We start from the raw sequence: 23,992 nt of genomic DNA, 5'->3' as shown, positions 1-23,992 counted from the left end.
CGGTCTACGGTCCGGCCTCGAGGTCGTCGCGCATGGCGGCTCTGAGGGCGTCGAGCGCGGTGTCGTACCGGACGCGGTGTTCCGCGTAGGCGCCGTCTTCGAGGAGGAGGCCCTCGGCCATGGCGTTCCGGAGGTCGCGCAGGATGCGGTACAGCTCTTCGGACGGCGCGACGACGCTGCCGGGGGCGGAGATCGTCATCTGATGGCGGAACCCGGAACACGGGTCGAAGGCGTCCCAGGCGGCCTTGCCGCGCTCCGTGTCGGAGGCGCCCGTGTCCCGCGAGAGGCGGCTGAAGGTCAGCCTGGCCTGGGACAGGGCGGCCAGGTAGTCGCCGTAGAGCGCGCGGCGCGCCTCGGTGCGCTGGTCGATCCGGTCGCGTCTCCACCGTCGGCGGTCGAGGTACCCGGCGGACACCGTGGCGATCGCGCCGCCGGCCAGGGTGCTCGCGAGAGCCATCCAGTCCATCGTCACCACGATAGGGGGCCGTCGGCCGCCGCGTAGGGCTCCTGGTGCGGTGGGTAGTGTCCGTGGATGCATGTCCTTGCCGCGGAGACCTTGTTGCCCGTCGATCTGCGGCTCGGTGTCGCGTTGGTGGTGTTGTTGGTCGCCGCCGCCGGGGTGGCCGTGGTGTTTCGGCTGGCGCCGGACGCGTCGTTCGGGCGGGCGTGGGAGATCGTGGCGGCCGGGGTGCGGGCCGCCGCGCAACTGGCCGCCGTATCCCTGGTGATCGGGTGGGCGGTGGGGCATACCGCGGCGCTCGTCGGGTTCTTGTGTCTGATGTTCGGCGTCGCGACCCGGACGGCGGGTCGGCGGATCACCCGTAACTCGACGTGGTGGTGGGCGGCGTTGCCGATCGCCGTTCCGGTGGCGCCGGTCGTGGCGGGACTTGTGATCGGCGGGCTGTTGCCCGTGCCCGGGATCGCCATCGTTCCCGTGACCGGCATTCTCATGGGCGGGGCGCTGACCGCGACCGTGCTGGCGGGTCGGCGCGGTCTGGACGAACTCGCCCAGCGGCACGGAGAGGTGGAAGCCGGCCTCGCGCTGGGCCTGCTGGAGCGTGAGGCGCGGCTCGAAGTGGCTCGGGGTGCCGCGTCGGAGGCGTTGGTGCCGGCCCTGGACCAGACCCGCACCGTCGGGCTGGTCACGCTGCCGGGGGCGTTCGTCGGCATGCTGCTCGGCGGAGCCTCACCGGTGCTGGCCGGTGCCGTGCAGGTCTTCGTGCTGATCGCCCTGCTCGCGGTGGAGGCGCTCGCGGTGGCCCTCACCCTCGAACTGATCGCCCGCCGACGGATCCACCGGTGAGCGTCAATCGCCGACCTGTGCGATACCCGACTCATAGGCGAACACGACCGCCTGGGCGCGGCTGCGGAGGTTCAGCTTGGTCATCGCGCGGTGCAGGTGGGTCTTGACGGTCGACTCGCTGACGCTCATACGGTCGGCGATCTCCTCGTTGGCGAGACCCTTGGCGACGAGCCCGAGCACCTCGGCCTCGCGGTCCGTGAGCACGCTCGTCGCGTCGCCCCCGGTACGGGACCGTTGTTGCCGTACGGCATGCTGCTCGACCAGCCGCCGGACGCGGGCCGGGGCCACCAGGAGGTCGGCGGAGAGGGTCGCGGTGACGGCGCTGAGGAGCTGCTGCGGCGGCATGTCCTTGAGGAGGAAGCCGCTACAGCCCGCGCGCAGGGCGGCGTAGACGTACTCGTCCTCGTCGAAGGTGGTGAGGACGACGATGCGGGGCGCCGGGTCGAGGCCGAGGGCGAGGATGCGCTCGGCGGCCGCGAGTCCGCTGAGCCGGGGCATCTTGATGTCCATGAGGATCAGATCCGGGCGGTGTTCGCGCGCGGCGGCGACGGCCTCCTCACCGTCCGACGCCTCCAGGACCGGGCCCAGCCCCTCCACGGTGCGCAGCAGCGTCACGATGCCGGAGCGGATGAGGTGCTGATCGTCCACGACCAGGATGCGGGCCACAGCGCTCCTCGGAGATGCTCACTGCTCGGGTCTCGGATCAGCCGCCGTCCCGGTCCTGCCCCAGGGGGAGTCGTAGCTGTACCTGGTATCCGCCTCCCGGGCGCGCACCGGTGGTCAGCGAGCCGTGCCACATCTTGGCCCGTTCCCGCATTCCGATCAAACCGTGTCCGGAACCGCCGCCCGTCGTGGCCGGAAGCGGGCCTCCCCGGTCGAGGACCGTGACGCGCAATTCGTCGTCCAGGTAGCGGACTTCGACGTCGGCCGTACCCGATCCGGAGTGCTTGACGACGTTGGTGAGAGCTTCCTGGACGACGCGGTAGGCGCACAGTTCGAGCCCGGGGTGCAGGGGTCTGCGTTCACCTGTGAACCGGATCCCGACGTGCAGGCCGGCCGCCTCCAGGCGCTCCGCGAGCGCGGGGATACGGCCGATGTCGGCCAACAGGTCGTCGGGGAGCGGGTCGTCGGGAAGCAGGTCGGCCGGATCCTCCGCGCCGGGCGTGCCGCCGAGGTCGTGGGTGCGCAGGACGACCAGCAGTCGGCGCAGTTCGTCCAGCGACTCCCGTCCGGCCGCGGCGGCGGTGCCGAGGGCCGTACGGGCGGCGGGCGGGTCGGCGTGGAACAGGTACTCGGCCACACCGGTCTGGAGGGTGACGATCGTCATGTGCTGCGAGATCGTGTCGTGCAGCTCGCGCGCGATCCGGAACCGCTCGTCCAGCACGGCCCGCCGGGCCTCCTGGCGTTGCTGCCGGTCGAGCAGCGCGGTCAGCCGCCGCAACTCGGCGTTGCGCGCGGCCAGTCGGCGCTGGGTGAGTCCGACGGCGAAGGCGACGGCCGGCACGATCAGCGCCTGTACGGCCACGACCGGCCAGGGCAGCCGCCCGCACACCCCGCTGAGCGCGATGACGGCGGTGAGCAGCGCGGCCCCGCAGACGATGCGGGCGCGGGCCGCCCGGGCCGCGACGGAGACGAACGCCACCGCCGGGACCCAGAAGTTGAGCGAGGGCTGATACCCGAGCAGCAGATAACCGGCGAAGCCCGCCGCCGTGACCACGAGCACGGCGAACGGCCGGTTCTCCCGCAGCGCGAGCGGGAGGGCGATCAGCAGGGTGAGCAGGTGGGCCCACAGGTCGAACGGCCGCCACGGCGCCGGATGGTAGAAGGCGCCCGCCAGACAGCCGGCGACGGCGAAGCCGGCGGCGAGGGCCACGTGGGCCGGGCGCGGGCGGAGGGCCTGCGTCGCGGGCATCCGGTCATGGTAGACGACGGTTCTCAACTGATCCGCCCCCACGCGGAGTCGCGGCCCCCGGCCGTCAGGAGTCCATGATGAAGTCCAGCGCGAAGCCGGACGCGGTCGTCCAGTACGTGACCCGGGCGCCGTCGTCGAACGCCACCACCCCCGGCAGGTCCACGCCGATCGGCCCGCTCCCGTCACTGCCGTGCTCACGTCCGTGCAGGAGAAGGGTGACCGAGTCCGTCTCGTACTGGTCCATGGGGACACCGGAGGCGAGCAGCGCGGCGTACGCCTCGTCCCCGGGTGCGAGGACGACGGGGCCCTCCCCGGGGTCGCTGTCCTCGTACACGTCGATCGGGTACCGGGCCTCGGCGTAGTCGCCGAGGAAGAGGTACGGGTAGTGGTGGACGGCGCACTTCTTGTCGCCCGCGTTGGTGACGGCGATCAGGAGATGCTTGGGGACCTCTCCCTTCCCGTCCTCCAGGGTGGTGCCGAACGAGAGGTCCTCCTCGGCGCAGTCGGGAACGGCGGCGCTGTCGCCGCCGTTCCCGCCGCCACCGGTGGTGCCCCCCGAGTTGTCACCACCGGAGTCACTCGGCTTCGCCGGACTCGACGCGCTCGGCCGGCCCGAAGGAGTGGAGCCGGCGCCGTCGGTCGTGTCGGGCTCGCACGCCGTGGCGGCGAACGCCGCGGCGACCGCGGCGGCCCCCACGGCGTAGGACCTCCAACCCCCGTTCGTCCTGGGGCCCTTGGTCTTCCTGGGTGTCGTGCGGTTGTCGCAGGCATCGGTACGCATGATGTTTTCCCCCGTGGCCGGCTGGTCCCGGCCGTACTCGACTCTCGGTGGGCGACGTCTGTCGCCCCCGCGATGTCGTCGAGGCTAGGAGAGCGAGGGTGCCGACGGCGTCCGCCGCGGAGCCGGAGACGCCGTCGACTTCGGGCGTCGGGAACGGCGTTCACGTAGACCGTGGACCGACGGCGGGGTCGTCCTGCGGTTGACCCGGTCCCTGAGGGCGCTATCTCGTGGTGAAGGCACCGCCGTTGACGTGGATGGTCTGGCCGGTGATGTGCCGGGCGCCCGGCGAGGCGAGGAAGTGGGCCGTCTCGGCGATGTCGTCGACCGTGCCCGCGCGCTTGTCGTGCGTCTCCCCCACCAGCGACGCGTGGCGCTCGTCGGTCATCTGCCCCTGGAAGAAGTTGGTTCCGGCGATGTAGCCCGCGGAGATCACGTTGACGGTGACCCCGCGGGGGCCGAGTTCACTGGAGAGCGAGGCGCTCCACGCGGCCAGTGCCGCCTTCGCCGCGCCGTAGGAGCCGCCCCGGCGCTCGGCGCCGATCGACCCGATGCTGAGGACCGTGCCACCCGGGCCGAGCTTGTCCTGTACGGAGGCCGTGGTCAGCACCGCGCCGAGCAGGTTCTGGGCGAGGTTGGCCCGCCACTGCGCCAACACCCCTTCCAGGGGCGGGACATCGCCGGGTGCCGGGCCGGGCAGACCGCCGGCCGCGTTCACCAGGACGTCCAGCGCGTCGAACCGGGCGGCGAGTGCCGCGACCTGCCCGGGGTCGGTCGCGTCGCAGGTCACGCCGTGCACGCCCAGTTCCTTCGCCGCCCGTTCGACGGTGTCGGCGTGGCGGCCGGTGATGTACACCTCCGCCCGGTCGGCGGCGAACCGGGCCGCGACGGCACGGCCGATGCCGCTGGTTCCTCCTGTGACGAGCACGGTGCGGGTCAAGGGTTCCTCCTCCAGGCCTCGCTGCTACGTTTAGACCTAAACATAGCCGAACCGATTCCGTGCGGAGGGATTCCACCGTGGACGACAGCGGCGCCGTACCCGAAGAGCACGTGCCCGAAAGCCACGTACCCGAAGAGCACGTACCCGAAGAGCAGGTGCCCTCCTACCCGCCCGCGGAGATCGCCGCGGCGTGGCGGCGGGAGCGGCCGGGCACACCCACCGAGTCGATCGAGATCGTCACGCCCATCTGGTGGTTGGGGAAGCTGTTCGCCGACGACCGCGGCCGGGTGCTGCGCGAGGCGGGCATCGACGCGGCGACGCTCGACCTGCTCTCCGTCATCCGCCGTTCCGGGCCACCCTACTCGCTCAGCACGCGCGAGATCGCCCGGCGGACGCTGGTGACCGCCGGCGCGGTCTCGCAACGCGTCGCCCGAGCCGAACGGGACGGTCTGGTCCGGCGGGCGGCGGGGACCACCGGCCGCCGGTCCGTGGAGGTGTCGCTCACGGCCGACGGCCACGCCCTCATCGAACAGTCCGTCGACGCCGTCCTCGGCCGCGAGGCCACACTCGTCAGCGATCTGTCGGCGGACGAACGCGACGTCCTCATCGGGCTGTTGGGGAAGCTGATGACCGATGTACGGCGACGCACCGCCCAGTCGTGACGTGAGAGAGCCCAAGTCCCGGTCTCAGGAGATCGGTTCGATGACGACCCGCCGGTTCTCGCGGGCCGCCGAGAGGTCGTGGGTGCCGTCGGGGAGGATCTCCGGGCGTTTGGGCCGCGTCGCGCCGACGCCCCGCACGGTGAGCCGGTCCCGTGGGACGCCGAGCCGGACCAGCGCGTCGCGTACCGCCGTCGCCCGCTGGACGGACAAGGTGCGCCGGCCCGCCGCGGTGCCGTACGCGGCGGTGTGACCCGTCACGGTGTAGCGCCGGGCGCCGGGGGCGGCCCGGATCCGGTCGGCGACGTCCTGGAGCGTGGTCTCGGTCGACGGCAGCAGCCGGGCGCTCTCCGGGGCGAACAGCAGCGCGGCGGGGATCTCCCAACCGTCGTTCAGCGAGACGACCTTCGGCTCCGGGACGGTGTCCTGCGGCAGACCGGAACCATCGGTCCCGCCGGACGGCGTGGCGGTGGCCGCCGGTGCCGCGCGGTCGTCGAACTCGATGTCGTCCGCGGACACCCCGGACGCCGTCAGGAGGGCACGCCACAGAGCACGCAACTGCTCGACCTGGGCGGTGCCCAGCGGGACGCTGCTGCTGCCGAGCGACAGCCAGGTCACCCGCACCCCCTCCGGCAGCCGAGGCAGCGAGCCGCTCTCCCGGAGCTGGGCCACGAGGTCGTCGGGGGACACGTCGTATCCCGTGTCGGCCAGGTCCAGGGCACCGGCGGTGGAGATGCCGTCGGAGTCGATCACGATCCAGGAGGGGCGTTCCCGTGCCGCGGTGGCCAGGGCGGTCAGCAGATCGCTGCCCGGCTTCCGCGGGCGCAGGGCGCTCCCCCGGGCGTCGCGGCGGGCGCAGGCGACGGCGGCCGCCCGGACACGGTTCGCGAACGCCGAGCGGTTGTCCGGCAGCGGGTCGAGGCTGTACCCGGCGACCGGATCACGGACGGCGTCCGTGCCGTCGACGGGGACGAACGTCACGCGCGCGTGTTCCTTCTGCGCCACCGTCAGGACGTCCGCCGCCCCCGGCGGGGCGACCTCGTGGGCACGGACGGACGCGGTGACGTCGCCGATCAGGGCGACCGTCTTCGCCGACGCGGGCTGCTCGGCGTTCCGTACGTCCGCGCACTGCTTGTCGTCCACGTTGTTCTGTACGGTCGTGTTGTCGCCGCCGCCCTCGTCCTGGCAGCCGGCGAGCGCCGACGCCATCAGCAGCGCCGCCGCCAGGACGGCCGTCCGGCGCGGTGTCGTCCTCTTCACTTCTCGCTCCCCCTAGTGGATCCACTCGTGTCCCGAATGTCCGGGCGGCCTCAGCGGACGACCAACGGCCGCCCGGTCAGTGCGGCGAGGCTCACCCCGAGGGCGAGCGCGACGTCCTCCGCGTCCCGGCCGTCGTAGACGCGCGGCGCGGGGCCGTGCGGCGGGTCCCAGCCGGGGACCCGGCCGAGGCCGGAGCGGTGGAAGGCGGGCATACGGACCGCGCGCAGCCCGATGAGCGCCAAGTGGTCAGTGTCGCCACCGGAGTTGTGGTCGGGCAGCCCGGTCAGCTCCCCCGTGCTCAGGACCACCAGGACGGTGTCCCGGTCGACGGCGCACAGGGCCCCGACCGGCCCGGTCAGGGCGTCCAGCGTCGATGCGGTGTGGCCGAGTTCGGGCCCGAGCGGGGCGGGCAGGGCGAACGGCCGTCCGATCGGGGCCGGTTCGAGGCGGACGCGGGCGGTCTCCGCGAAGTCCACCACGGCGAGTTCGTCGTCGTCCCGCAGTTCACCGCCGAGCCAGACGGCGAACGCGTCGAGTCCGGGCGCGGCGGCGGGGAGCGCGCGCAGGGACGACAGGGAGACGTCCAGCGCCACGACGAGACGCAGCGGCGGGCCGAACGGCTCGCCGCCGAGGCGGGCGCAGACCAGGCGGGCGGGGAGCGGGGCCGCCGGCAGCTCCACGGACCGCGCTCCCGCCAGCCGCTTCGATCGCGCGAGACGGGCGTGCACCGCCAGCCGGGGAGCGCCGCCCGGGCTCACCGGTCGCTCCCGAAGCCGTCGTCAGGGGTTCCGGTGTCCTCCGTACCGCCCGCTCCGCCGGCCCCCTGGGGCGGGAGCGCCCGCGGCAGTTCCCCCTCCAGTCGCGCCCGCAGCGCCCGCGCGGCCCGCACATGGCGGAACGCCACGTCGGGGACGTCAAGTCCCGCGATGTGCAGTCGCGGATCACCGTCGGGGTGGGAGGAGGCGGACAGGCCGCTGTCCTCCTCGCCCGACACGGGCGGCTTGTGCCGGGAGCGTTCGGCGAGGATGAGTGCGGCGGCCGCGGCCCGGCTGCCCACGGCCGTCACCATCAGGTCGTTCACGAGCCGGTCCAGCTCGATACCCGCTTCCTCGTAGGCCGTTCGGGCGCTCCGCCAGTCGCCGCGCAGGCGGTGCTCCCTGCTGTCGTCAGCACGCACCTCCTTGTCCCGGGCCGTCTCCACCGCGTCCCGATTCCGCTCGCGTCCGAAGATCCGGGCGAGGAGGTCGGCCAGGAGCAGTCCGGCGAAGACGAGGGCGACCAGTGGCCCGCTGGGGCTGAGGTCCCCGAACGCGGCGAAGGCGGACGAGCCGTCGAGGCGCTGGGCCGTGAGCAGGCAGGTCACCGCGATCAGGCCCAGAGCCACCAGCAGGGCGGCCGCCGGGCCGACGGGCGAGGGGCGGGGACGGGTCGCCCCGTCGCCGCCGGAGCTGCCGAGCCGCGCGGCGAACGGCCGGCACAGCGCGCCCGCCACCCGCACCGCCAGCACGCTGCTCACGGGGATCACGGCGGCCAGTGCGTAGCCGCGCAGGTCGAGTCCGCCGGTCGCGTCGCCGAACGTGAAGGCGTTGAGCCAGAACAGGAACTCGGTGAGCACCAGGATCAGTTCGGTGACGATCAGCAGATGCCGGGGCAGGGTGAACAGGGCGGCCGGACCGCGGTCCGCGGCGCGTTCCTCGGCGGCGCGGGCGCGTTCGGCCTCGTACGCCGTCTCCCGCCGGATCGCGGGGCGCGGGTCCCTCGCCCAGATACGGAAGGCGTCGTCGGCCGCATGCCAGCGCCGGTGCTCGGCGAGCAGCGTCCGCTGGGCGTCCATCAGGGGGTCTGCGGCCGCGAGTTCGCCGACCGTGTCGGTGCTGACGACGGTGACGACGGCGAAGTACTCGCCGGGGGTGGGGCTTTCGGAGCGGACGGCGCGCTCCGCGGCGAGCAGCGCGGCCACCTGCTCGCTGCCGTCGGCGGTGTACGTCGGAACGGTGCGCCGGGGAAAGGTCGTCATCGGTGTCCCTTCGTCCCGCCGGGCCCCTCGCCGGGCCGCGGTGGTTCTTCGTCAGGTCGGGACGGTGGCGGCAGCGCCTTCAGGGCCTCGCCGAGTGCGTCGCCGGCCTGTCGCAGCGCGTCCTCGGTGTCCTCGGTGTCCCGCTTGTGGTGCTGTTCGAGGGCGAGCATGACCTCCCGTTGCCCGGCGGCACCGCGCGTCATCCACCGGGTCACGGCCTCGCGGTGCTCGTGGCGCAGCCGCTGGAGCTCGGTCGCCTCGGCGAGCAGCGCCGCACGGTATCGGGCGTCCTCGGGGTGCGCGCCGTCCTCGACGCCCTCCTCCGTGGCGGGCGGGACGTTGTCGAGCAGGACGGTGAGCGCCGTGAGGTGGTCCCCGGCCGAAGCCATACGGTGCGAGCGCGCCACGTCGTCCCGGCAGCGCCGGGCCTGGACGCGCAGTTGCTCCACTTTCACCCGGAACACGGCGTCATCGGTGTCTTCCATGTACGACCGCGCCTCGCCCAGTACGCCCGTGACGTCGGCTAGTTGGCGTTCCACGGCCGTGTGGACCCTGGCCCGTACGGCCGAGGCGTCGAGGCGCGGGACGGGTTCGGAACCGGCGGAGTAGGAGGCGTGGGCTTCGTCGATGCGGGTTCTGAGGGAGTGCTCGACGGCCTTCTGATGGGCACTCAGGGCCTCGTCGTAGGCTGCGGCCAGGGCGGGCATCCTGGTGCCCGGGTCGTCCTCGGCGAGGCCGCGAATCCAGTGCATGACGAAGCGGCCGACCGCGGCGCCCACGACCGGCGCCACGAACAGGCCGACGCCGGAGAGTCCGAGCGCGGCGCCGACGATCATGCCGGCGTGGGCGCCGATCGCGGCGGACGCCGTGTCCTCCACGACGTGCTGGGCCGCCAGCCACATGTCGATCTCGCCTCGCCGCACCTTGCGGAACTCCCGGGCCGAGGAGAACAGCAGTCCGAAGAAGGGGATCCCGGAGTCGGTGATCGCGTGGAGCACGCCCGTGCCCATGTGTTCCAGGGCGTCCAGGCCGTGCTGGGCCGCGAGATCGAGGTGGGCCGTCATGTCCTCGCCCAGCGGATGGTGGAGGAACTCCTCGAAAAGGGTCTTGCCGACACCGAGGGCCTGGTCGTGCAGGGCGCGGGAGACGAGTCCGCCCAGCGACACGTCCGCCTCGGCGCTGATGTGCAGCAGCCCTTTGACGGTGTCCACGAGGGTGGGCAGCGCCTGCTCCTGGAGGACGTCCCACGCATGGTCCAGGTAGTCGGTGTGTGCCACGACGTCACGCAGATAGTGGACGGCCGCCTCGCCGGCGTGCGACAACTCGGCGTGCACGGCGTGCAGATCGCCGATGCCGGTCGCCATCAGCGTGCCGGACAGTTCGACGCCGTGCGGCTCGCCCCTGGCCGCCATGGCGAGCAACGCGGCCTCTACGGTGCTCAGTTTGACGCCCCGGTCGAGGGTCTCGGAGAGCCACCGCCAGGCTCCGCCGGGGCGACGGGGATCGGCGTCCGGCGGGTCGGGGGACGGCGGTTCGGGCAGGGCGCCGTGCAGCCGCCGTTCCAGGCCCGACGCGGCGGCGTCCTCGTAGCGCGCGAGCACGACGGCCTCGCGCAGTTCCACGACGACACCGGGGACGGGCCTGGCCGGATCCGGCGCCAGCGCCGCGACGCGAGCCGTCACCGACCGGCGGCGCTCGGCGTGCAGTTCGGCGCTGGAGGTTCGGGTACGGGTTGCGAACGATGGTCGGAACGACGACGGCGGCATACGGAGCCTCCCGCCGGGGGTTCTTCAGGCGTGCCCGAGGCACGGACGGCTGCGCGCGAGGGGCCTGCACCGTCGCACCGTGGCGTGGGAAGGACGCGGCGTCCGGAAGCCCCCCGTCATGCCTCCGCGCCGTGTGCTCACGCTACTGGCGGCGGTACGGGGCGAATTCCCGCCCGTGCGGGAGTCGTGACGTCACGCCGGATAGGGAATCGCCTCCCGGGCCGTGCGCAAGGCCCCTGCCCACCAGGCCAGTTGGTCGAGCATCGTCTTGGCGTAGCCGGGGGCGTCCGGGTCGACGGGGCTGCCGTCCCGCCATTCCGTGTAGAGGAGGGGAAAGGCGAGGCCGTCGCGGATCGTCACGGCGTGCAGTTCGCTCAGCACGTTCTCCAGATGCAGCACCGCGTGACGTCCGCCCGCGGCACCGCCGTAGCTGACGAAGGCGACGGGCTTGGCCGCCCACTGGGTGAAATGCCAGTCCACGGCGGCCTTCAGGGAGGCGGGGTAGCTGTGGTTGTACTCGGGTGTCACGACGAGGAAGGCGTCGGCGCGGGTCAGGGCCGCGGTCAGCGGGGCCATACCGGCGGGGCGGGGGTAGTCGTCGCCCGCGTGCTTCGGGGAGGCGTCGGGCAGTGCCAACGGGAGGTCGTAGTCGGCAAGATCGACGGTGTGGACCTCGAATCCCCCGTGGGCCGCGGCCTGTTCGGCGGCCCAGGAAGCGACCGTCGGTCCGAACCGGTTCTCGCGGACGCTTCCGACGATGACGGCGAGGTTGTGTGCGCTCTTCATGACCTCCACGATCGGGCCGCGCCCCGGTCGCAGCCAGGCCGTGGCCAGGCTGGCCCTCGTGGGGCCACGCTGAGCCCGCGCCGCTCGCCCCGGCGGCCCATATCCTCGGGTCATGGGTACGCCGTTGGGGGATTTCATCAGGGCCAAGCGGGACAGCATCCAGCCCGAGTCGCTGGGGCTGCCGGACCGCGGCCGCCGCCGTTCACCCGGACTGCGGCGCATCGACCTCGCCGCCCGGGCCGGCATCAGCGTGGAGTATCTGACGCGCATCGAGCAGGGGCGGGACCGCAACCCGTCGATCGCGGTGGTGCACGCGCTGGCCGACGCGCTGAGTCTCGACGCCGCCGAGCGCGACCATCTGCGCCACCTCACGAAGATCACCGGCGGTGAGTGTTCCGCCCTCGGCCGCGGGCCGCAGCCGCCGGGCCGGGACGTGCGCCCGTCGGTGCTGGAGACGCTGCGGCTGCTGGAGCCGGGCCTCGCCCTGGTGACCAACCGGCTGGGCGACGTGCTGGCCCGGACCGACGCGTTCGAGGCGGTGCTGGCCGACACCGGTCTGTTCGACACCGACCGCCCCAACCTCACCCGGTACGTCTTCACCGACCCGCGCGCCCGTGCGCTCTTCCCCGACTGGGACGACATCGCCGACGAGCGGGTGTTCGGCCTGTGGCATGGCCCCGCCGTCGAGAACTTCGCCTGGTTCACGGCGGAGTTGGCTGCCGTCGCGGGCCCTGACTTCACCCGGCGCGTGAACCGGCACGCCGTACCGCGCGACCAGGTTCTCCGCCTTGACCACCCGACCGGATGCAGGCTCCGGCTGCACCGCGAGACCCTCGAACTCGCCTCGGACGGGCAGCAGTTGGTCGTCCATCTGGCGGCGGACGCGGAGACGGCCGAGGCCGTCGACCGTCTCCGCCGCCGCGCGCACGGCGGGCTCAGCGCCGTGTCGTAGGGTGCGGGACGGCGCCCCCGGCGTCGGCCCGGGAGGGCCGCGGCGGGAGTTCGAGGCCCAGGTTCTCGCGCAGGGTCGTCCCCGTGTAGTCGGGGGCGACGATCTTCCGCCTGCGCAGCTCGTGGAGAAGGCCGTCGACGATGAAGTCGTGCTGGCGCGGGTCGGCGAGACCGCTGAGCGAGATCACGTCCAGCACGCCCGCCCGGAACCGTTCCTCCACCGCGTCGGCGAGCTGCTCGGGGGTTCCCGAGGCGGCCCAGTGTCCCGTGTCCTGGGCGGCGACGACGAGTTCACGCAGCGTGTAGCCCTGCCGGACGTACCCGGCGAAGATGTCGACCCGGCCACGGCGCCGGTTCACGGAGGTGATCTCCGGCAACAGGCTCTCCGGCAACGGCTTGTCGAGCGGCAGGTCCGACAGGTCGACGCCGCCGCCGAGCATGTCGGCGACCTGGTGACGGCCGCGCTCGAAGTCGATGGCCTCGCGCCGCTCACGCACCAGCCGCCGCGCCTCCTCCTCCGTCGCGCCGAACGTGGCGTGGAACGAGCTGAAGATCAGCGGCAGTCCGTCCGCCCGGCCGAACTGCCGCGCCTGGCCGCGGATCCTGCGCGTGAAGTCGAGGGCGTGGTCGAGCGTCGGCAGCGAGGTGAAGACGATCTCCGCGTAGCGGGCGCCCAGCGCGGTGCCCGCCTCGGACTGTCCCGCCTGGATCTGCACCGGGCGACGCTGCGGCAGGGGCGGGATGTTGAGCGGTCCGGCCACGTCGAAGAACCGGCCTGAGTGGTGGACCGGGTGCACCCGGTCGCGGTGCAGCACCGCCTTCCCGTCGGCGCCGACGGTCAGCGCGTCGGGCTGCCAACTGTCCCACAGCGCGTTGACCACCTCCAGCGTCTCGGCGGCGCGCGCATAGCGCTCCTCGGGGCTGGGGAGTTCACCATTTCCGTAGTTCTCCTCGCCGACCGAGGAGGTCACGAGGTTCCAGGCCGCCCGCCCGTTGCTCACATGGTCGAGGGTGCCGAACAACCGGGCCAGGTTAAAGGGGTGGTGGAAGGTCGACGACACGGTGGCGATCAGGCCGATCCGTGAGGTCACCTGGCTCAACGCCGAGACGAGGACCAGGGGTTCCTGCGAGCCGATCGCGCCCTGGGCGTCGAAGCGCAGCAGATCGGCGGTGAACAGGGCGTCGATGCGCGCCGCCTCGGCGAGCTTCGCGACCCGTACGGCGGTGTCGAGGGTGGACCGGGTCGGGTCGACCGCGAGGTCGTAGGTCTCCGACGTGCCGCCGGCTCCGGTCACGGTCTTCAGCGTCCTGGGCTGCTGCACGCTCACAACTCGTCCTTTTCTCAAGGGTGTCGGTGTCGTCCCGGGTCGACCGCCCGCGCGGACACGGTCACGCACGGCGGGACATCCAGAACATGCGGGACATGCGGGACATGGCGGATCCCGTGCGGGACCGCCGGAGAAAGCCGGAACAGTCAGGTCAGCGACAGAGCGCGGTGTGGGTCCGGCACAGATCGACGTGCCGGCGCTTGGTCCACCCGGGAGACAGGGCCGCGGAGAGGGCCGGCCGGACGGGTGCTGTCCCCACCGTGGCTCCCCTCCGGATCGGCGGCGGCGCGGGCGTGAGTGCCGCGGCGCGCGTCAAGCGCACCCATGATCTCCCGCCGCCGCGACCGCGGCAAGGCCGCCCGCTCCCCCGAACCGGGCGGAGACGGCCGTCACGCCGTACGTCAGACGGGAATGCGCACCGTCTCCACCCACTTCGGCGGCTCGGGCGCGGCCGGGCCGATCAGGGCGGCGATCAGACGGCAGGGGAGGTTCCCCTCGGGCCAGGGCGTGAATCCGTCGGTGAGGACGACGACGATGCCCGGGCGTTCGGGGGCCGCGAGGGCGGCGGCGATACCGACGCGCATGTCGGTGCCGCCACCGCCGCCCAGGGTGATCTGTTCGGTGGCCACCACCCGGGTCACGGCGTGCACGTCGGCGTCACAGGCGAGGACGGTCACGCGGTTGCCCCGGATGCCCACTTCGCGCAGGACGCCCGTCACCTCGCCCAGGGCGGCGGCCAGTTCGGCGTCGCCCATCGATCCTGAGGTGTCGATGACGACGGCCACCCGCGGCAACGGGCGGCGCAGGCTGGGCAGGACGACCCCGCGCAGCGCCGGTGTGCGGCGCGAGGGGCGGCGGTAGGTGTAGTCGACGGCGCCTGCGGCCCACGCGGCGGCCTCGCGGACCGCGCCGGTCAGGGCGCGCCGCCAGTCCACCGTGGGTTCCAGGACCTCCTCGGCCCAACGCCGCCAGCCCTCGGGGAGGTTGCCCCGGGTGCGCTGATGTGCGCGCATCGCCTCGGCGGTCTGCCTCCGCAGGGCCTGTGCCTCGACCTCGCCGAGCCGTGCGGGGCCCGCGGAGTCGGGGAGTTCCCAGGGCGCGGGCCGTCCGTGGGCGCCCGAGCCGCAGTCCGGGGTCGTCACCCCGGCCGGCAGCAGGTCGACGTACGCCTCGAACAACTGGCCCTCGGGGAGGCCGAATCGGCCGGGTTCCATGCGTCCTTCGGGCAGCCGCAGGCCGTCGGCGAGGAGATCGTCGTTGATCTCGCAGTCCTGGGCGACGTTGACGCGGTACGGGTCGCGCTGGACGGCGGCGGGGAGCCGGTCCGCCCGGCCGTGGTGGTCGCGCAGCAGGTGCGCCGCCTCGTGCACCCACACGCCCGCCAGTTCGGGCACCGGCGTCGCGTCGACGAAGGCGGGCGACACGTAGCAGCGCCAGTGCCGGTCCACGCCCATCGTCGGCACCTCGGTGCTGGGGACGACGGTCAGGGCGTACAGCGCCGACGCCAGATAGGGCCGGTCCTGCGCGGCCTTGTAGCGGGCGGCGAGCAGTTTGGTGCGGTCCAGGGCGCGGCCGGCCTCCCCGGCCGGCCCCGGACGGGTCACCGTGCGCCGCCCGGCAGGGCTCCGGACATCTGGAGCAGACCGAGGAAGCCGTCGATGCCGGGCGGGACGGGCCAGTCGAGCCGGCGCATCGCCGCGAGGTCGGTGGCGGCCCGGGCGGCCACGTCGGGCACGCCCGCGTCGACCGCCTTGGCCAGGACGGCCCAGCCGGCCTCCCAGCGGGGCCGGGTGAGGTCGCTCTGGATGGCGGCGACGACCGCGATGAGGAACGCGAGCTGCCGGTCGCCGCGGTCGGGCAGCGCGAAGGCGTCCGGGTCGGCGAGGACCCGGTCGGGGTCGGGCAGGTCGAGGTGTTCGAGGTACGACAGCAGCTCGATGCCCGCGCCGTCCCCGACCGCGCCGGTGAGCGCGGCGGCCAGCGCCTCGCGGCCGGCCCCGGCCGCGTATCCGGCGGCGAGCAGCCTGAGCGCCATCTCCCAGGTGCGCGGGGACGGCCAGGACCGGCCGCGGCTCTCGGCGTCGGCGGGGATGTGGTGGACCAGGCCGGGCCGGGCCGTGAGGAAGCCGGAGATCGCGCCGCGGGCGCGGGCGACCGCACCGGGCACCTTGCCGGCGTCGACCACGGGGACGGTCACCTCCGGCCAGGTGCCGGCCATGCCGCGGGCGACCGTGCGGGGGTCGTGGGTCCAGTCGAGGTGGACGAACCGGTTGGCGAGCGGCGGGCTGAGGTGCCAGCCGTCCGCGGCGCTGGAGGGCGGGTTGGCGGCGGCGACGATCCGGACCGCCTCCGGCAGCACCAGGCTGCCGACCCGGCGTTCGAGGACCACCCGCAGCAGGGCCGCCTGCACGGCGGGCGGGGCGGAGGACAGCTCGTCGAAGAAGAGCAGGCCCTGTCCGGCCCGGGCGAGGCGGACCGCCCAGTCCGGCGGCGCCATCGGCACCCCGGTCACGGCCGGGTCGTCGCCGACGACGGGCAGTCCGGCGAAGTCGGACGGCTCGTGCACGCTGGCGATGACGGTCTCCAGCGGCAGCCCGAGTCCGGTGGCGAGCTGCTCCAGGCCGGCCGACTTGCCGATGCCCGGCTCGCCCCACAGCAGGACGGGCTGATTGGCCGTCACGGCGAGGGCGAGCGCCTCCAGTTGGGGGTTGGCGGCGGGCTCGGTCCGATGGGTGCGCAGCCTGCGGTTGAGGTCGTCCGCGGCGGCCAGCGGGCCGGGCGGCGCGGTGGCGGCGGTACGGGGCGTGCTCAAGAGGTCGGCTCTTCCTCGTCGTCGGACTCGTAGGCGTCGGCGGGTTCGTCGGACTCATAGGCGTCGTCGGGGTCGTCCGTGTCGTACGCCTCCGGTTCCTCCTCCATCCACCGGTCCCACCAGTCGGCGCCGATGCCCGGGTGTTCCGCCTGGACGCGCTTGCGGAGGAAGGCCAGGTCGGGCCGTTTGTAGCGGCGGACGATCTGGGCGAGCGACAGTTCCGTGTCGTCGGTGACGTCGAGCCGGGCGCCCGCGGCGACGAGCGCCCGGACCAGGGCCTTCGAGCCGAGGTCGTTGGCCGCCACGAACAGCGGTGTGCGGCCCCGCTGGTCGCACGCCTCCAGGTCCAGCCCTTCGGCCAGCAGCCGCGGCAGCAGCGCCTCGTGGTCGAGGAGGTTCAGTACGTGCAGCAGGGTGCGGCCGTGCGCGTCCCGGACCCGGGGATCGACGCCCGCGTCCAGCAGTTCCAGCACGCCGGCGGTGTCGCCGTGCTGGGCGCGCAGGAACAGGTCGGCGCGCTGGGCGCGCAGCGCCTTGGGCAGCCGGCCCGCTCCGGAGGTCCAGGTCTGCTCCACGGCGAAGCATCCGGCGATCTCTCCGCCGAAGGCGCGCAGGGCGCGTTCGCGCTGCTGTTCCTCGTCGCTGTGCGGCATCCGCAGCAGGCCGCCGGGCCGGAAGGCCACCTCGTGCCACTCTCCGCGGCACCGGACCCGCACGGGTGCGGGGGCCGCGGGTCCCGGCGGTCCGGCCGGTCCCTCGGGGGCGGCGAGGGCCGGGAACAGCGCCTCGCGGACGAGCGGATGCAGATGCTCCGGTACGACGCCGCCGACGCGCAGCAGATCCAGGTCGGGGAGGCGGCGCCACAGGGCCTCGGGGAGGAAGGGCACCCCCTCGACGCCCTTGCGGTCGACCGGGCGCAGCCGCAGTCCGCCGGTGCTCGCGGGCTCCACGAGGAGGGAGACGCGCCAGTCGGCGGCGATCAGGCATCGGTCGCCGAGGCCCTCGGCCGCGCGGCGGCGCAGTTCCGGTTCCAGGCGGGTGTGGTTCAGGGCGAGCCCGGCGATCAGCCGCTCGGGGTCGGCCCGGTACCAGCCGGACGTCTCCGGCGGCGTCAGGTCGGCCTCGATGCCGGCGGCGGCGAGGGCGGCCCGGGACTCGCCCCGCTGGTGCAGCAGGGTGGTCCACTCGGCGCGGGCCACGGGGTCGCCGGGGTCGGCGGCGGGCAGTTCGGCCGCGCCGCGCGGGGTGCCGTCGGCGTGGAAGAACGGCGGGCGCTCGTGGTCGCCGCCGCTCCGCTCGCGCAGTTCGGCGGTGTGCCGGGCGTCCCACAGGTGCCGGGCGGAGCGCCAGTCCTGGGTGGTGCGCGTGAAGACTCCGGCGGCCTGCTCGTCCTGGACCGTCTCGAAGCGCAGGGCGATCCGCTGCGGGCCCTCGGTCATCGCGGGCGTGGTGAGGTGCAGATAGGGAACGGCCCGGGGGCCCTCGCCCGGTCGCGCGGGCTGGTAGCGGGCGAGGACGACCGTGAGGTCGGTGGCGAGGGTGGTGCGCCCGCCGAGGACGCGCGGCAGATGCCAGCGCAGCAGATCGGGGGCGAGGTGGCGGAGGTCGTCGGTGAGGCGTTCGGCGATGTCGTCGCCGCAGTGGTCGGCGATCTCGGACAGGTCGAAGGTGATGTCGACGTTCGCCGCCGCGCAGGCGCCGCGCCAGTCACCGGCCAGCCGGCGTTCGGTCGCGTGCTCGATCATCCGGCGGGGCACCGCGTACCGGCGGATCCGGCGGCGGCTCGCCGCCTCGTCGGGCGGCAGCCACGGCGCTTCGGCAGGGGTGCTCACCGGTAGACGCTCCCTATCGCACGCAGGTCGGGGTGTGTGCCGACGGTGGCGCGCAGCCGCTGGGTGAAGGACCGCTTCACCTTGCGGGGCAGGCCGGGGCCGAGGCCGACGTACTCCAGGGGCGAGCCGTCGGGGACGGCGGCCAGCAGGGTCTTCGCGCCGCGCCCGGTGAGTCCGGTGTGGCACAGCTCCAGGCGGCGCAGCGGGCTGCCGGGGAGGGCGGCGGCCAGGGCGTGGGCGCCTTCGTCGCCGGTGGTGTTGGCGGGGGCGCCGAGGCTGCGTTCGGACATGGGCCGGCCCAGGTCGAGGGCCTCGATCCCGGCGAGCGATCCGGCGAGGGCACGGGCGCCGGCGGGGCCGATGCCGTTGCCCCCGAGGCCGAGGCGTACGGGGCGGGCGGGGTCGGCCGCGGCGGCGAGGATCGCGGCGCCCTCGTCGCCGAGGTGGTTGGCGGGGAGGTACAGCTCGCGCACGCCCGCGTCCCGGATCAGGGCGGCGAGCAGCGGGGCGGCGTCGGCGGTGAGGCCGTTGCCGCCGACGAACAGGCGTTCCACCGGGCGGGGCCGGGCGGTGAGGGCGTCGAGCAGGGCTGCCAGACCGTCGGAGGTCAGCCCGGTGTTGACGAGGTCGAGGGTGCGCAGCGCGGTGTTGCGGCGGAGCGCCGCGGCCAGGGCGCGGGCGGCGGCGTCGCCGGCCGGGTTGCGCTTGAGCCACAGGGCGCGGACGGTGTCGTCGCCGGTCAGCGCGTCGGCGAGCACGGTGACACCGTCGGGGCCGATGCGGTTGCAGCCGAGGTACAGGGTGTGGAGGCCGTGTCCGTCGGTGAGGGCGTCGGCGACCGCGCGGGCGCCGTCGTCACCGATGGTGTTGGTGCCGAGCAGGAGGTGCGTGGCGTGGGCGGAGGCGGCGGCGACGGGCAGCAGCCGTGCGGCACCGGCCGTGCCGAGGCCCTGCTTGCACAGGTCGACGCGGCCGTCGGCGCGCAGGGTGCCGACGGGGAAGCTCTCGTCCGTCCCGACCCGCCGTGCCGATCGCAGCCGGTCGAGCAGCGGCTCCAGTGCGGCGGGGTCGCCGACCGGGATGTCCGGGTGCTCGATCGCGGGGCAGCGTACGGGTGTCGGCTGCGTCATCACCACTCCACCGGTCCGTCGCCGGTGCCAGGCCCGCCGAGGGCGGCTCGCCCTCCGCCCGCCCAGGACCGACGCCCATCGTCTGTTGCACTGTTCGTCTGTTGCGCTGTTCCACGACTGGGTGGCAAGACCGGTCGGATTCGAACCGACGTCCTCCAGCTCGCTGCTTGGGCGCGACGACCTCTGCGCTACAGCCTTGCCGCGAAGATCATAGCGGTACTCGGCCTGACGTTCGAAGCAATTCCCCTGTGGTCACGGCGGTGGTGGCGGGTGGAGCAGGAGGAGGGCGACGTCGTCACCGCACGACGGGGAGCGCTGGAGCAGGGCGTCGGCCATGGCGTCGAGGTCGCGGGGGTCCTCGCGTGCGAGGTGTCCGGCGAGGACGGCGGTGGCGTCCCCGAGGTCGACACCGGGCGCCTCGATCAGACCGTCGGTGTACAGGGCCAGTACGGCGCCGGGCGGCAGCGGGATCTCGGTGGCCTCGTACTCGGCGCCGGGGTCGATGCCGAGCAGCAGCCCGGGCGGCAGGTCGAGGATCTCGGTGCGGCCGTCGGGCCGGCGCAGCAGGGGCGGCGGGTGGCCGGCGGTGGCCAGGCGGACGGTGCGGCCGGCGAGGTCGAGGTGGGCGTAGACGCAGCTCGTGAACAGGCCCGAATCGAGGTCGGTGAGCAGCCGGTTGGTGCGGGCGAGGACTTCGGCGGGCGGGGCCCCTGCGGTGGCGTGGACGGCGGTGCGGACCTGCCCCATGAGGGCGGCGGCGTTCACGTTGTGGCCCTGGACGTCGCCGATGGCGGCGGCGACACCGGCTCCGCCGCAGCGGATGACGTCGTAGAAGTCGCCGCCGATGTCCATGTCGCGGGCGCCGGGGAGGTAGCGGGCGGCCACGCGCAGTCCGGGCACGGTCGGGAGGGTGGCGGGGAGCAGGCCGGTCTGGAGGCTGTGGGCGAGCTGGTGCTTGGCGTCGTAGAGGCGGGCGCGGTCCACGGCCTGGGCGATCAGTCCGGCGAGGGAGGTCAGGACGGCCCGTTCGCCGGGGGCGAAGGTGTGGGGGCGCTGGTAGGAGACCACGCAGCAGCCGACGGGGCGCCCGGAGGCGATCAGCGGCAGGAAGGCCCAGGATCCCCTGCCGGTGAGCCTCGGGATGGCCGGGTTGAGCCGGGCCATCTCGCGCGGTGAGGCGAAGAAGAGCGGGGCGCCCGTGGTGAGGGCGCGCACGGTGGGTGCGGTCGCGTCCTTGAAGGGCGGCAGGTCGAGGAACTCGATCACCTCGGGCCGGTAGCCGCGGTGTCCTACGACCCGCAGCCGGCCGCCCTCGGCCAGGGACAGCACGAATCCCTGGGCGTCGAAGGCGGGCATGATGTGATCGGCGGCCAGCTCGACGACGTCCCGCACGCTCGCGGCCTCGGTGAGGGTGGCGGCGAGGTGCATCAGGTCGTAGAGGCCGCCGGTGCCCTGGTGCTCGGACCCCGGTCGATCGACGGTGTCGGCCGTCGCGGCGATCCCGACCGGGGTGATACGGAGGCTGACCCCCGAGCCGTCCGGGCAGAGCCGCAGGTCGAGCCGCAGGTCCGGCGGGCACAGGGCGGTGAACGACGTGGGCCGGTGACTGAGCACGGCGGCCCGGTAACGGTCCTCGAACGCGGGATCGTCCAGCCATGGCAACGCCTCCCACAGCAGCACCCCGGCCAGATCCGCCACCCGGCGCCCCAGCAGCTCCGCGGCCGCCGCGTTGACGAAGGTGATCCGTCCCTCCGGGTCCAGCGCGCAGCAGCCTTCCGGGAGGCGGTTGGCGAAGTCCGCGGCGGCCTGCGCCTCGGCGGGCCCGGCGGTGGGGCCGCGCGCCGGGGCGACATGGCGCGGCGCGCGCCCCGGCAGGACCGGCTGCCCGTCCTCGGCGGCCCGCTCCAGCAGCGCGCTCATCCGGTCACGGGCGGCGCCGACCGCCCGGCGCTCCTGGGCGCCGAGCCGCGGCGGGCGCGAGCCGGGCCACAGCAGCACCAGCGCACCCCGGACCATCGGCCCGGCCACGAGCGGGGCGGCGGCCAGCGCCACGTCGTACGGCAGCACGAGCGCGGCCTTCGGGTAGCGCCGCGTGAGTTCGGCCTGACTGGCGAGCCACACCAGCCGCCTCTCCCGCACCGCATCGGCCACGGGCCCCGAGGCCGCCACCCTCAGCCGCTCCCAGAGTGCGGCGATCTTCGGCGGCACCCCGCTGGTCGCCGCCAGCCGCAGCACCCGCCCGTCCAGCGACACCAGGTAGAGCAGCCCGGCGGACGCACCCGTCTCACGCACCACCTCGACCAGGCAGGGCCGAAGCGCCTCCAGGACGTGACCGGGCTGCTCCTCCGGTGCCGGGACGGGGTCGGTGCCCGGAAGCGGTGTCGTGGCGACGGCCGTGCGCCCGCGTCCGTACCGGTTTCTCGCCGCCTCGCCCCCGATTCCCAGCCCCGCGCCGATCTGGGCCCAGGTCGCGCCGGCCTGGCGGTCGGCCCGTACGGCGTTGCGTACGAGTTGGTCGGCCAGGTCCGGTACCTCCGCGGCCTCCGCGCAGAGGCGGCCCGCGTCGGAGTCGTGCGCCGGGGACGGGTCGACCGCGCGCGTCGCCACGGCTTGGGCCCGGTCCAGCAGGTCCGTGCCGGTGAGCAGGGTCGCCCGGCGTGCGTCCGCCGCTGCGCGCCACCGGCGTCGGGCCCGCCAGGCCGCCTGCCGGTGCAGCGGGCCGCAGTACCGTCGGTTGCGGGCGGCGTCGTCCGGTAGCGGCGCATCGCACCAGCCGCACCGAACATCGTCCATATCCGCACAATACGCCCGTCTGGGGCGACGCTGCGGGGCCGGTCCGGCGCGACTCGCACACCGTCGCGATGTCTTTCATGATGCCTGGAGCGCCTTCGGCGTGCCGCCGGGCGAGAGGACGGTGGGCATGAACCGGATCTGCACGATCGGGCATTCCACGCGTGACGTCGACGAGGTGGTGGCGATGCTGCGGAACAACGCGGTCACCTGCCTGGTGGACGTCCGGTCGTTCCCGTCGTCCAGGAAGTTCCCGCAGTGGAACCAGGACGCGATCGTCGAGGCGCTGCCTCCGGACATCGGTTACCGGTGGATCCGCGAGCTGGGCGGGCGGCGGCACACGCCGAAGGACGTGGCGAGCGTGAACGACGCCTGGCGGGTCAAGGCGTTCCGTGACTACGCCGACTACATGGCCACCGACGCCTTCGCGGAGGGGCTGCGCGAGCTGATCGAGCTGGCCGGGCACGAACGGCCGGCGATCATGTGCAGCGAGGCGGTGCCCTGGCGCTGCCATCGCCGGCTGATCACGGACGCCCTGATCGTCGCGGGTGTCGAGGTCGTGAACATCATGTCCCCCACGACGACGAAGCCGGCCGTCCTGGACCGCAACGCCCGTGTCCAGGACGGCCGGTTGACCTACCCCGCGGACGCCGGTACCCCGTGAGAACACTCGGGCTCGGCGCCCGGTCTCGGCAGCTCGGCGCGGCCGAACAGCAGGGCATGGCCCGAAGGGAGCCGGGCGAGGATGCGCCGCAGGAGATCCTCGCCGGCGAGCTGGGCCACGACGCGGAGGACGGTGCCCGTGTCCCAGCGCGTGGTGGCCGCCGTGCCGCCGGTGCGGGCGGCCAGGTCCTTCACGAAGCCCCAGCCGGTGAGCGGTTCGACGGCCGGGATCTCGGAGGTGAAGGCGACCGCGGCCTCGTGCGGCAGTCTGGCCGCCAGCTCCACGCGCTCGTCGCCCGTGAGCTGGCGTCCGAACGCGGCCAGTACGGTGCGCACGGCGTCCTCGGCCCGCTCACGCGTGGGGTACGCGCCCTCGTAGCGCACTCTTTCCAGCATCTGCTCGAACGTCATGCCGACGGCGGGCCGGCAGGGTTGTTCCGGCAGCGTGATCATCGGTGATGCGGTCGCCTTTCTCGTCTGCGGGAATCGTTCGGGGACGGCACGGACCGTTCAGGGACGGCCCGGTCCGTTCGGGGACGGCGCGGTCATCGTGTGCGCCGTCGGGCTCAGCCGCCGATCTGCTTGCGGGCCGTGCCGCCGCCGATGGCGATCTTGCGGGGCTTGGCGCGCTCGGCGATCGGGATGCGCAGGGTCAGCACGCCCGCGTCGTAGTCCGCCCGGATGTGCTCGGTGTCCAGGGTGTCGGCCAGCACGACCTGGCGGGAGAAGACGCCCAGCGGGCGCTCCGAGAGTTCCATCTGCACGTCGTCGGCCTTGGCGACGGGCCTCCGCTCGGCCTTGACGGTCAGCATGTTCCGCTCGACGTCGATGTCGATCGCGTCCGGGGAGACGCCCGGCAGGTCGAGGGCGATCACATACTCCTCGCCCTCCCGGTAGGCGTCCATCGGCATCGCCGACGGCCGCGACCAGGTACCGGTCGTGTTCAGGAGCTGCTGGGTGAGGCGGTCCAGCTCACGGAACGGGTCGGTGCGCATCAACATGAAAGACACCTCCAGTGTTCGGGTCAGCACGTCGCTGCCAATGCGGTTCACCTGGCATCCGTTG

General features: G+C 73.9%; 22 protein-coding genes and 1 tRNA gene. 4 read left to right on the top strand and 19 right to left on the bottom strand.

Going from position 1 to position 23,992, the window contains the following annotated elements:
* Window positions 1-4 precede the first annotated feature (4 nt).
* Window positions 5-466, bottom strand: coding sequence for a hypothetical protein (locus tag AFM16_RS36205; RefSeq protein WP_143648519.1), 462 nt, complete (start codon window positions 464-466; stop codon window positions 5-7).
* Window positions 467-532: 66 nt separating this feature from the next.
* On the opposite strand from AFM16_RS36205, the gene AFM16_RS36200 reads away from it, so the two are divergent.
* A complete protein-coding gene (locus AFM16_RS36200; RefSeq protein ID WP_030782358.1) occupies window positions 533-1,303 on the top strand; it encodes an ABC transporter permease in 771 nt (256 codons plus the stop codon).
* A 3-nt stretch (window positions 1,304-1,306) separates the two neighbouring features.
* Here the strand turns inward: AFM16_RS36200 and AFM16_RS36195 are convergent, their stop codons facing one another.
* From AFM16_RS36195 to AFM16_RS36180, 4 genes are all read right to left on the bottom strand, one after another.
* A complete protein-coding gene (locus tag AFM16_RS36195; protein ID WP_037874840.1) occupies window positions 1,307-1,960 on the bottom strand; it encodes a response regulator in 654 nt (217 codons plus the stop codon).
* Between the two features lie 46 nt (window positions 1,961-2,006).
* A complete protein-coding gene (locus AFM16_RS36190; protein WP_051780179.1) occupies window positions 2,007-3,215 on the bottom strand; it encodes a sensor histidine kinase in 1,209 nt (402 codons plus the stop codon).
* Window positions 3,216-3,279: 64 nt separating this feature from the next.
* Window positions 3,280-3,996, bottom strand: coding sequence for a DUF4232 domain-containing protein (locus AFM16_RS36185; RefSeq protein WP_078636514.1), 717 nt, complete (start codon window positions 3,994-3,996; stop codon window positions 3,280-3,282).
* Between the two features lie 220 nt (window positions 3,997-4,216).
* The gene (locus tag AFM16_RS36180; RefSeq protein ID WP_078636513.1) at window positions 4,217-4,933 is read right to left on the bottom strand and encodes an SDR family NAD(P)-dependent oxidoreductase; all 717 of its coding nucleotides are present in this window, start codon (window positions 4,931-4,933) and stop codon (window positions 4,217-4,219) included.
* Window positions 4,934-5,088: 155 nt separating this feature from the next.
* Between AFM16_RS36180 and AFM16_RS36175 the strand changes: the two genes are divergently transcribed.
* Window positions 5,089-5,595 (top strand): MarR family winged helix-turn-helix transcriptional regulator, encoded by a 507-nt coding sequence (locus AFM16_RS36175; protein WP_245178035.1) that lies wholly within the window; start codon window positions 5,089-5,091, stop codon window positions 5,593-5,595.
* Between the two features lie 24 nt (window positions 5,596-5,619).
* On the opposite strand, the gene AFM16_RS36170 is transcribed toward AFM16_RS36175, so the two are convergent.
* From AFM16_RS36170 to AFM16_RS36150, 5 genes are all read right to left on the bottom strand, one after another.
* Window positions 5,620-6,852: an OmpA family protein gene (locus AFM16_RS36170; RefSeq protein WP_078636512.1), complete on the bottom strand. Its 1,233-nt coding sequence runs from the start codon at window positions 6,850-6,852 to the stop codon at window positions 5,620-5,622.
* Between the two features lie 50 nt (window positions 6,853-6,902).
* Window positions 6,903-7,610, bottom strand: a complete 708-nt coding sequence (locus tag AFM16_RS36165) for a hypothetical protein (protein ID WP_078636511.1) — start codon at window positions 7,608-7,610, stop codon at window positions 6,903-6,905.
* Window positions 7,607-8,869: a hypothetical protein gene (locus AFM16_RS36160; RefSeq protein ID WP_078636510.1), complete on the bottom strand. Its 1,263-nt coding sequence runs from the start codon at window positions 8,867-8,869 to the stop codon at window positions 7,607-7,609. Before AFM16_RS36160 ends, AFM16_RS36165 begins: the two co-directional genes overlap by 4 nt.
* A complete protein-coding gene (locus tag AFM16_RS36155) occupies window positions 8,866-10,551 on the bottom strand; it encodes a hypothetical protein (protein WP_167797316.1) in 1,686 nt (561 codons plus the stop codon). Before AFM16_RS36155 ends, AFM16_RS36160 begins: the two co-directional genes overlap by 4 nt.
* A 276-nt stretch (window positions 10,552-10,827) precedes the next feature.
* Window positions 10,828-11,421: an NADPH-dependent FMN reductase gene (locus AFM16_RS36150; protein ID WP_078636508.1), complete on the bottom strand. Its 594-nt coding sequence runs from the start codon at window positions 11,419-11,421 to the stop codon at window positions 10,828-10,830.
* A 112-nt stretch (window positions 11,422-11,533) separates the two neighbouring features.
* Between AFM16_RS36150 and AFM16_RS36145 the strand changes: the two genes are divergently transcribed.
* Window positions 11,534-12,373, top strand: a complete 840-nt coding sequence (locus AFM16_RS36145; RefSeq protein WP_078636507.1) for a helix-turn-helix domain-containing protein — start codon at window positions 11,534-11,536, stop codon at window positions 12,371-12,373.
* Here the strand turns inward: AFM16_RS36145 and AFM16_RS36140 are convergent.
* The 7 genes from AFM16_RS36140 to AFM16_RS36110 all read right to left on the bottom strand — a co-directional run bounded on the left by AFM16_RS36140 (window position 12,357) and on the right by AFM16_RS36110 (window position 22,267).
* Window positions 12,357-13,700 carry an NtaA/DmoA family FMN-dependent monooxygenase gene (locus AFM16_RS36140; protein WP_078636506.1) on the bottom strand — a complete coding sequence of 448 codons (1,344 nt, stop codon included), beginning with the start codon at window positions 13,698-13,700 and terminating at the stop codon, window positions 12,357-12,359. The two genes, AFM16_RS36145 and AFM16_RS36140, sit on opposite strands and share 17 nt — an antisense overlap.
* Before the next feature lie 401 nt (window positions 13,701-14,101).
* On the bottom strand, window positions 14,102-15,304 hold the full coding sequence (locus AFM16_RS36135; protein WP_078636505.1) for a vWA domain-containing protein: 1,203 nt from the start codon (window positions 15,302-15,304) through the stop codon (window positions 14,102-14,104).
* The gene (locus AFM16_RS36130; RefSeq protein WP_078636504.1) at window positions 15,301-16,512 is read right to left on the bottom strand and encodes an AAA family ATPase; all 1,212 of its coding nucleotides are present in this window, start codon (window positions 16,510-16,512) and stop codon (window positions 15,301-15,303) included. The genes AFM16_RS36135 and AFM16_RS36130 overlap by 4 nt, the downstream gene beginning before the upstream one ends.
* Window positions 16,509-18,344, bottom strand: coding sequence for an ankyrin repeat domain-containing protein (locus AFM16_RS36125; protein WP_078636503.1), 1,836 nt, complete (start codon window positions 18,342-18,344; stop codon window positions 16,509-16,511). The genes AFM16_RS36130 and AFM16_RS36125 overlap by 4 nt, the downstream gene beginning before the upstream one ends.
* On the bottom strand, window positions 18,341-19,474 hold the full coding sequence (locus AFM16_RS36120; RefSeq protein WP_078636502.1) for a leucine-rich repeat domain-containing protein: 1,134 nt from the start codon (window positions 19,472-19,474) through the stop codon (window positions 18,341-18,343). The genes AFM16_RS36125 and AFM16_RS36120 overlap by 4 nt, the downstream gene beginning before the upstream one ends.
* A gap of 122 nt (window positions 19,475-19,596) precedes the next feature.
* A tRNA-Arg gene (locus AFM16_RS36115) sits at window positions 19,597-19,672 on the bottom strand.
* A gap of 54 nt (window positions 19,673-19,726) precedes the next feature.
* Window positions 19,727-22,267 (bottom strand): SpoIIE family protein phosphatase, encoded by a 2,541-nt coding sequence (locus AFM16_RS36110; RefSeq protein ID WP_078636501.1) that lies wholly within the window; start codon window positions 22,265-22,267, stop codon window positions 19,727-19,729.
* A 127-nt stretch (window positions 22,268-22,394) separates the two neighbouring features.
* Between AFM16_RS36110 and AFM16_RS36105 the strand changes: the two genes are divergently transcribed.
* A complete protein-coding gene (locus AFM16_RS36105; RefSeq protein ID WP_078636500.1) occupies window positions 22,395-22,928 on the top strand; it encodes a DUF488 domain-containing protein in 534 nt (177 codons plus the stop codon).
* On the opposite strand, the gene AFM16_RS36100 is transcribed toward AFM16_RS36105, so the two are convergent.
* Both AFM16_RS36100 and AFM16_RS36095 read right to left on the bottom strand, forming a co-directional pair.
* The gene (locus AFM16_RS36100) at window positions 22,901-23,338 is read right to left on the bottom strand and encodes a DUF2267 domain-containing protein (RefSeq protein ID WP_078637223.1); all 438 of its coding nucleotides are present in this window, start codon (window positions 23,336-23,338) and stop codon (window positions 22,901-22,903) included. The genes AFM16_RS36105 and AFM16_RS36100 overlap by 28 nt on opposite strands.
* Window positions 23,339-23,493: 155 nt before the next feature.
* Window positions 23,494-23,928 carry an Hsp20/alpha crystallin family protein gene (locus AFM16_RS36095; protein ID WP_030782416.1) on the bottom strand — a complete coding sequence of 145 codons (435 nt, stop codon included), beginning with the start codon at window positions 23,926-23,928 and terminating at the stop codon, window positions 23,494-23,496.
* Window positions 23,929-23,992: the final 64 nt, after the last annotated feature.

It is taken from the genome of Streptomyces antibioticus (assembly GCF_002019855.1).
GTDB lineage: Bacteria > Actinomycetota > Actinomycetes > Streptomycetales > Streptomycetaceae > Streptomyces > Streptomyces antibioticus_B.
This window is presented reverse-complemented; position numbering and strand designations above follow the sequence as displayed.

Coding starts and splice junctions, on each gene's coding strand:
- AFM16_RS36185 (WP_078636514.1), bottom strand. CDS start 3,996: ATGCGTACCGATGCCTGCGACAACCGCACGACACCCAGGAAGACCAAG.
- AFM16_RS36100 (WP_078637223.1), bottom strand. CDS start 23,338: ATGACGTTCGAGCAGATGCTGGAAAGAGTGCGCTACGAGGGCGCGTAC.
- AFM16_RS36105 (WP_078636500.1), top strand. CDS start 22,395: ATGAACCGGATCTGCACGATCGGGCATTCCACGCGTGACGTCGACGAG.
- AFM16_RS36095 (WP_030782416.1), bottom strand. CDS start 23,928: ATGTTGATGCGCACCGACCCGTTCCGTGAGCTGGACCGCCTCACCCAG.
- AFM16_RS36120 (WP_078636502.1), bottom strand. CDS start 19,474: ATGACGCAGCCGACACCCGTACGCTGCCCCGCGATCGAGCACCCGGAC.
- AFM16_RS36190 (WP_051780179.1), bottom strand. CDS start 3,215: ATGCCCGCGACGCAGGCCCTCCGCCCGCGCCCGGCCCACGTGGCCCTC.
- AFM16_RS36145 (WP_078636507.1), top strand. CDS start 11,534: ATGGGTACGCCGTTGGGGGATTTCATCAGGGCCAAGCGGGACAGCATC.
- AFM16_RS36150 (WP_078636508.1), bottom strand. CDS start 11,421: ATGAAGAGCGCACACAACCTCGCCGTCATCGTCGGAAGCGTCCGCGAG.
- AFM16_RS36200 (WP_030782358.1), top strand. CDS start 533: ATGCATGTCCTTGCCGCGGAGACCTTGTTGCCCGTCGATCTGCGGCTC.
- AFM16_RS36205 (WP_143648519.1), bottom strand. CDS start 466: ATGGACTGGATGGCTCTCGCGAGCACCCTGGCCGGCGGCGCGATCGCC.
- AFM16_RS36160 (WP_078636510.1), bottom strand. CDS start 8,869: ATGACGACCTTTCCCCGGCGCACCGTTCCGACGTACACCGCCGACGGC.
- AFM16_RS36110 (WP_078636501.1), bottom strand. CDS start 22,267: ATGGACGATGTTCGGTGCGGCTGGTGCGATGCGCCGCTACCGGACGAC.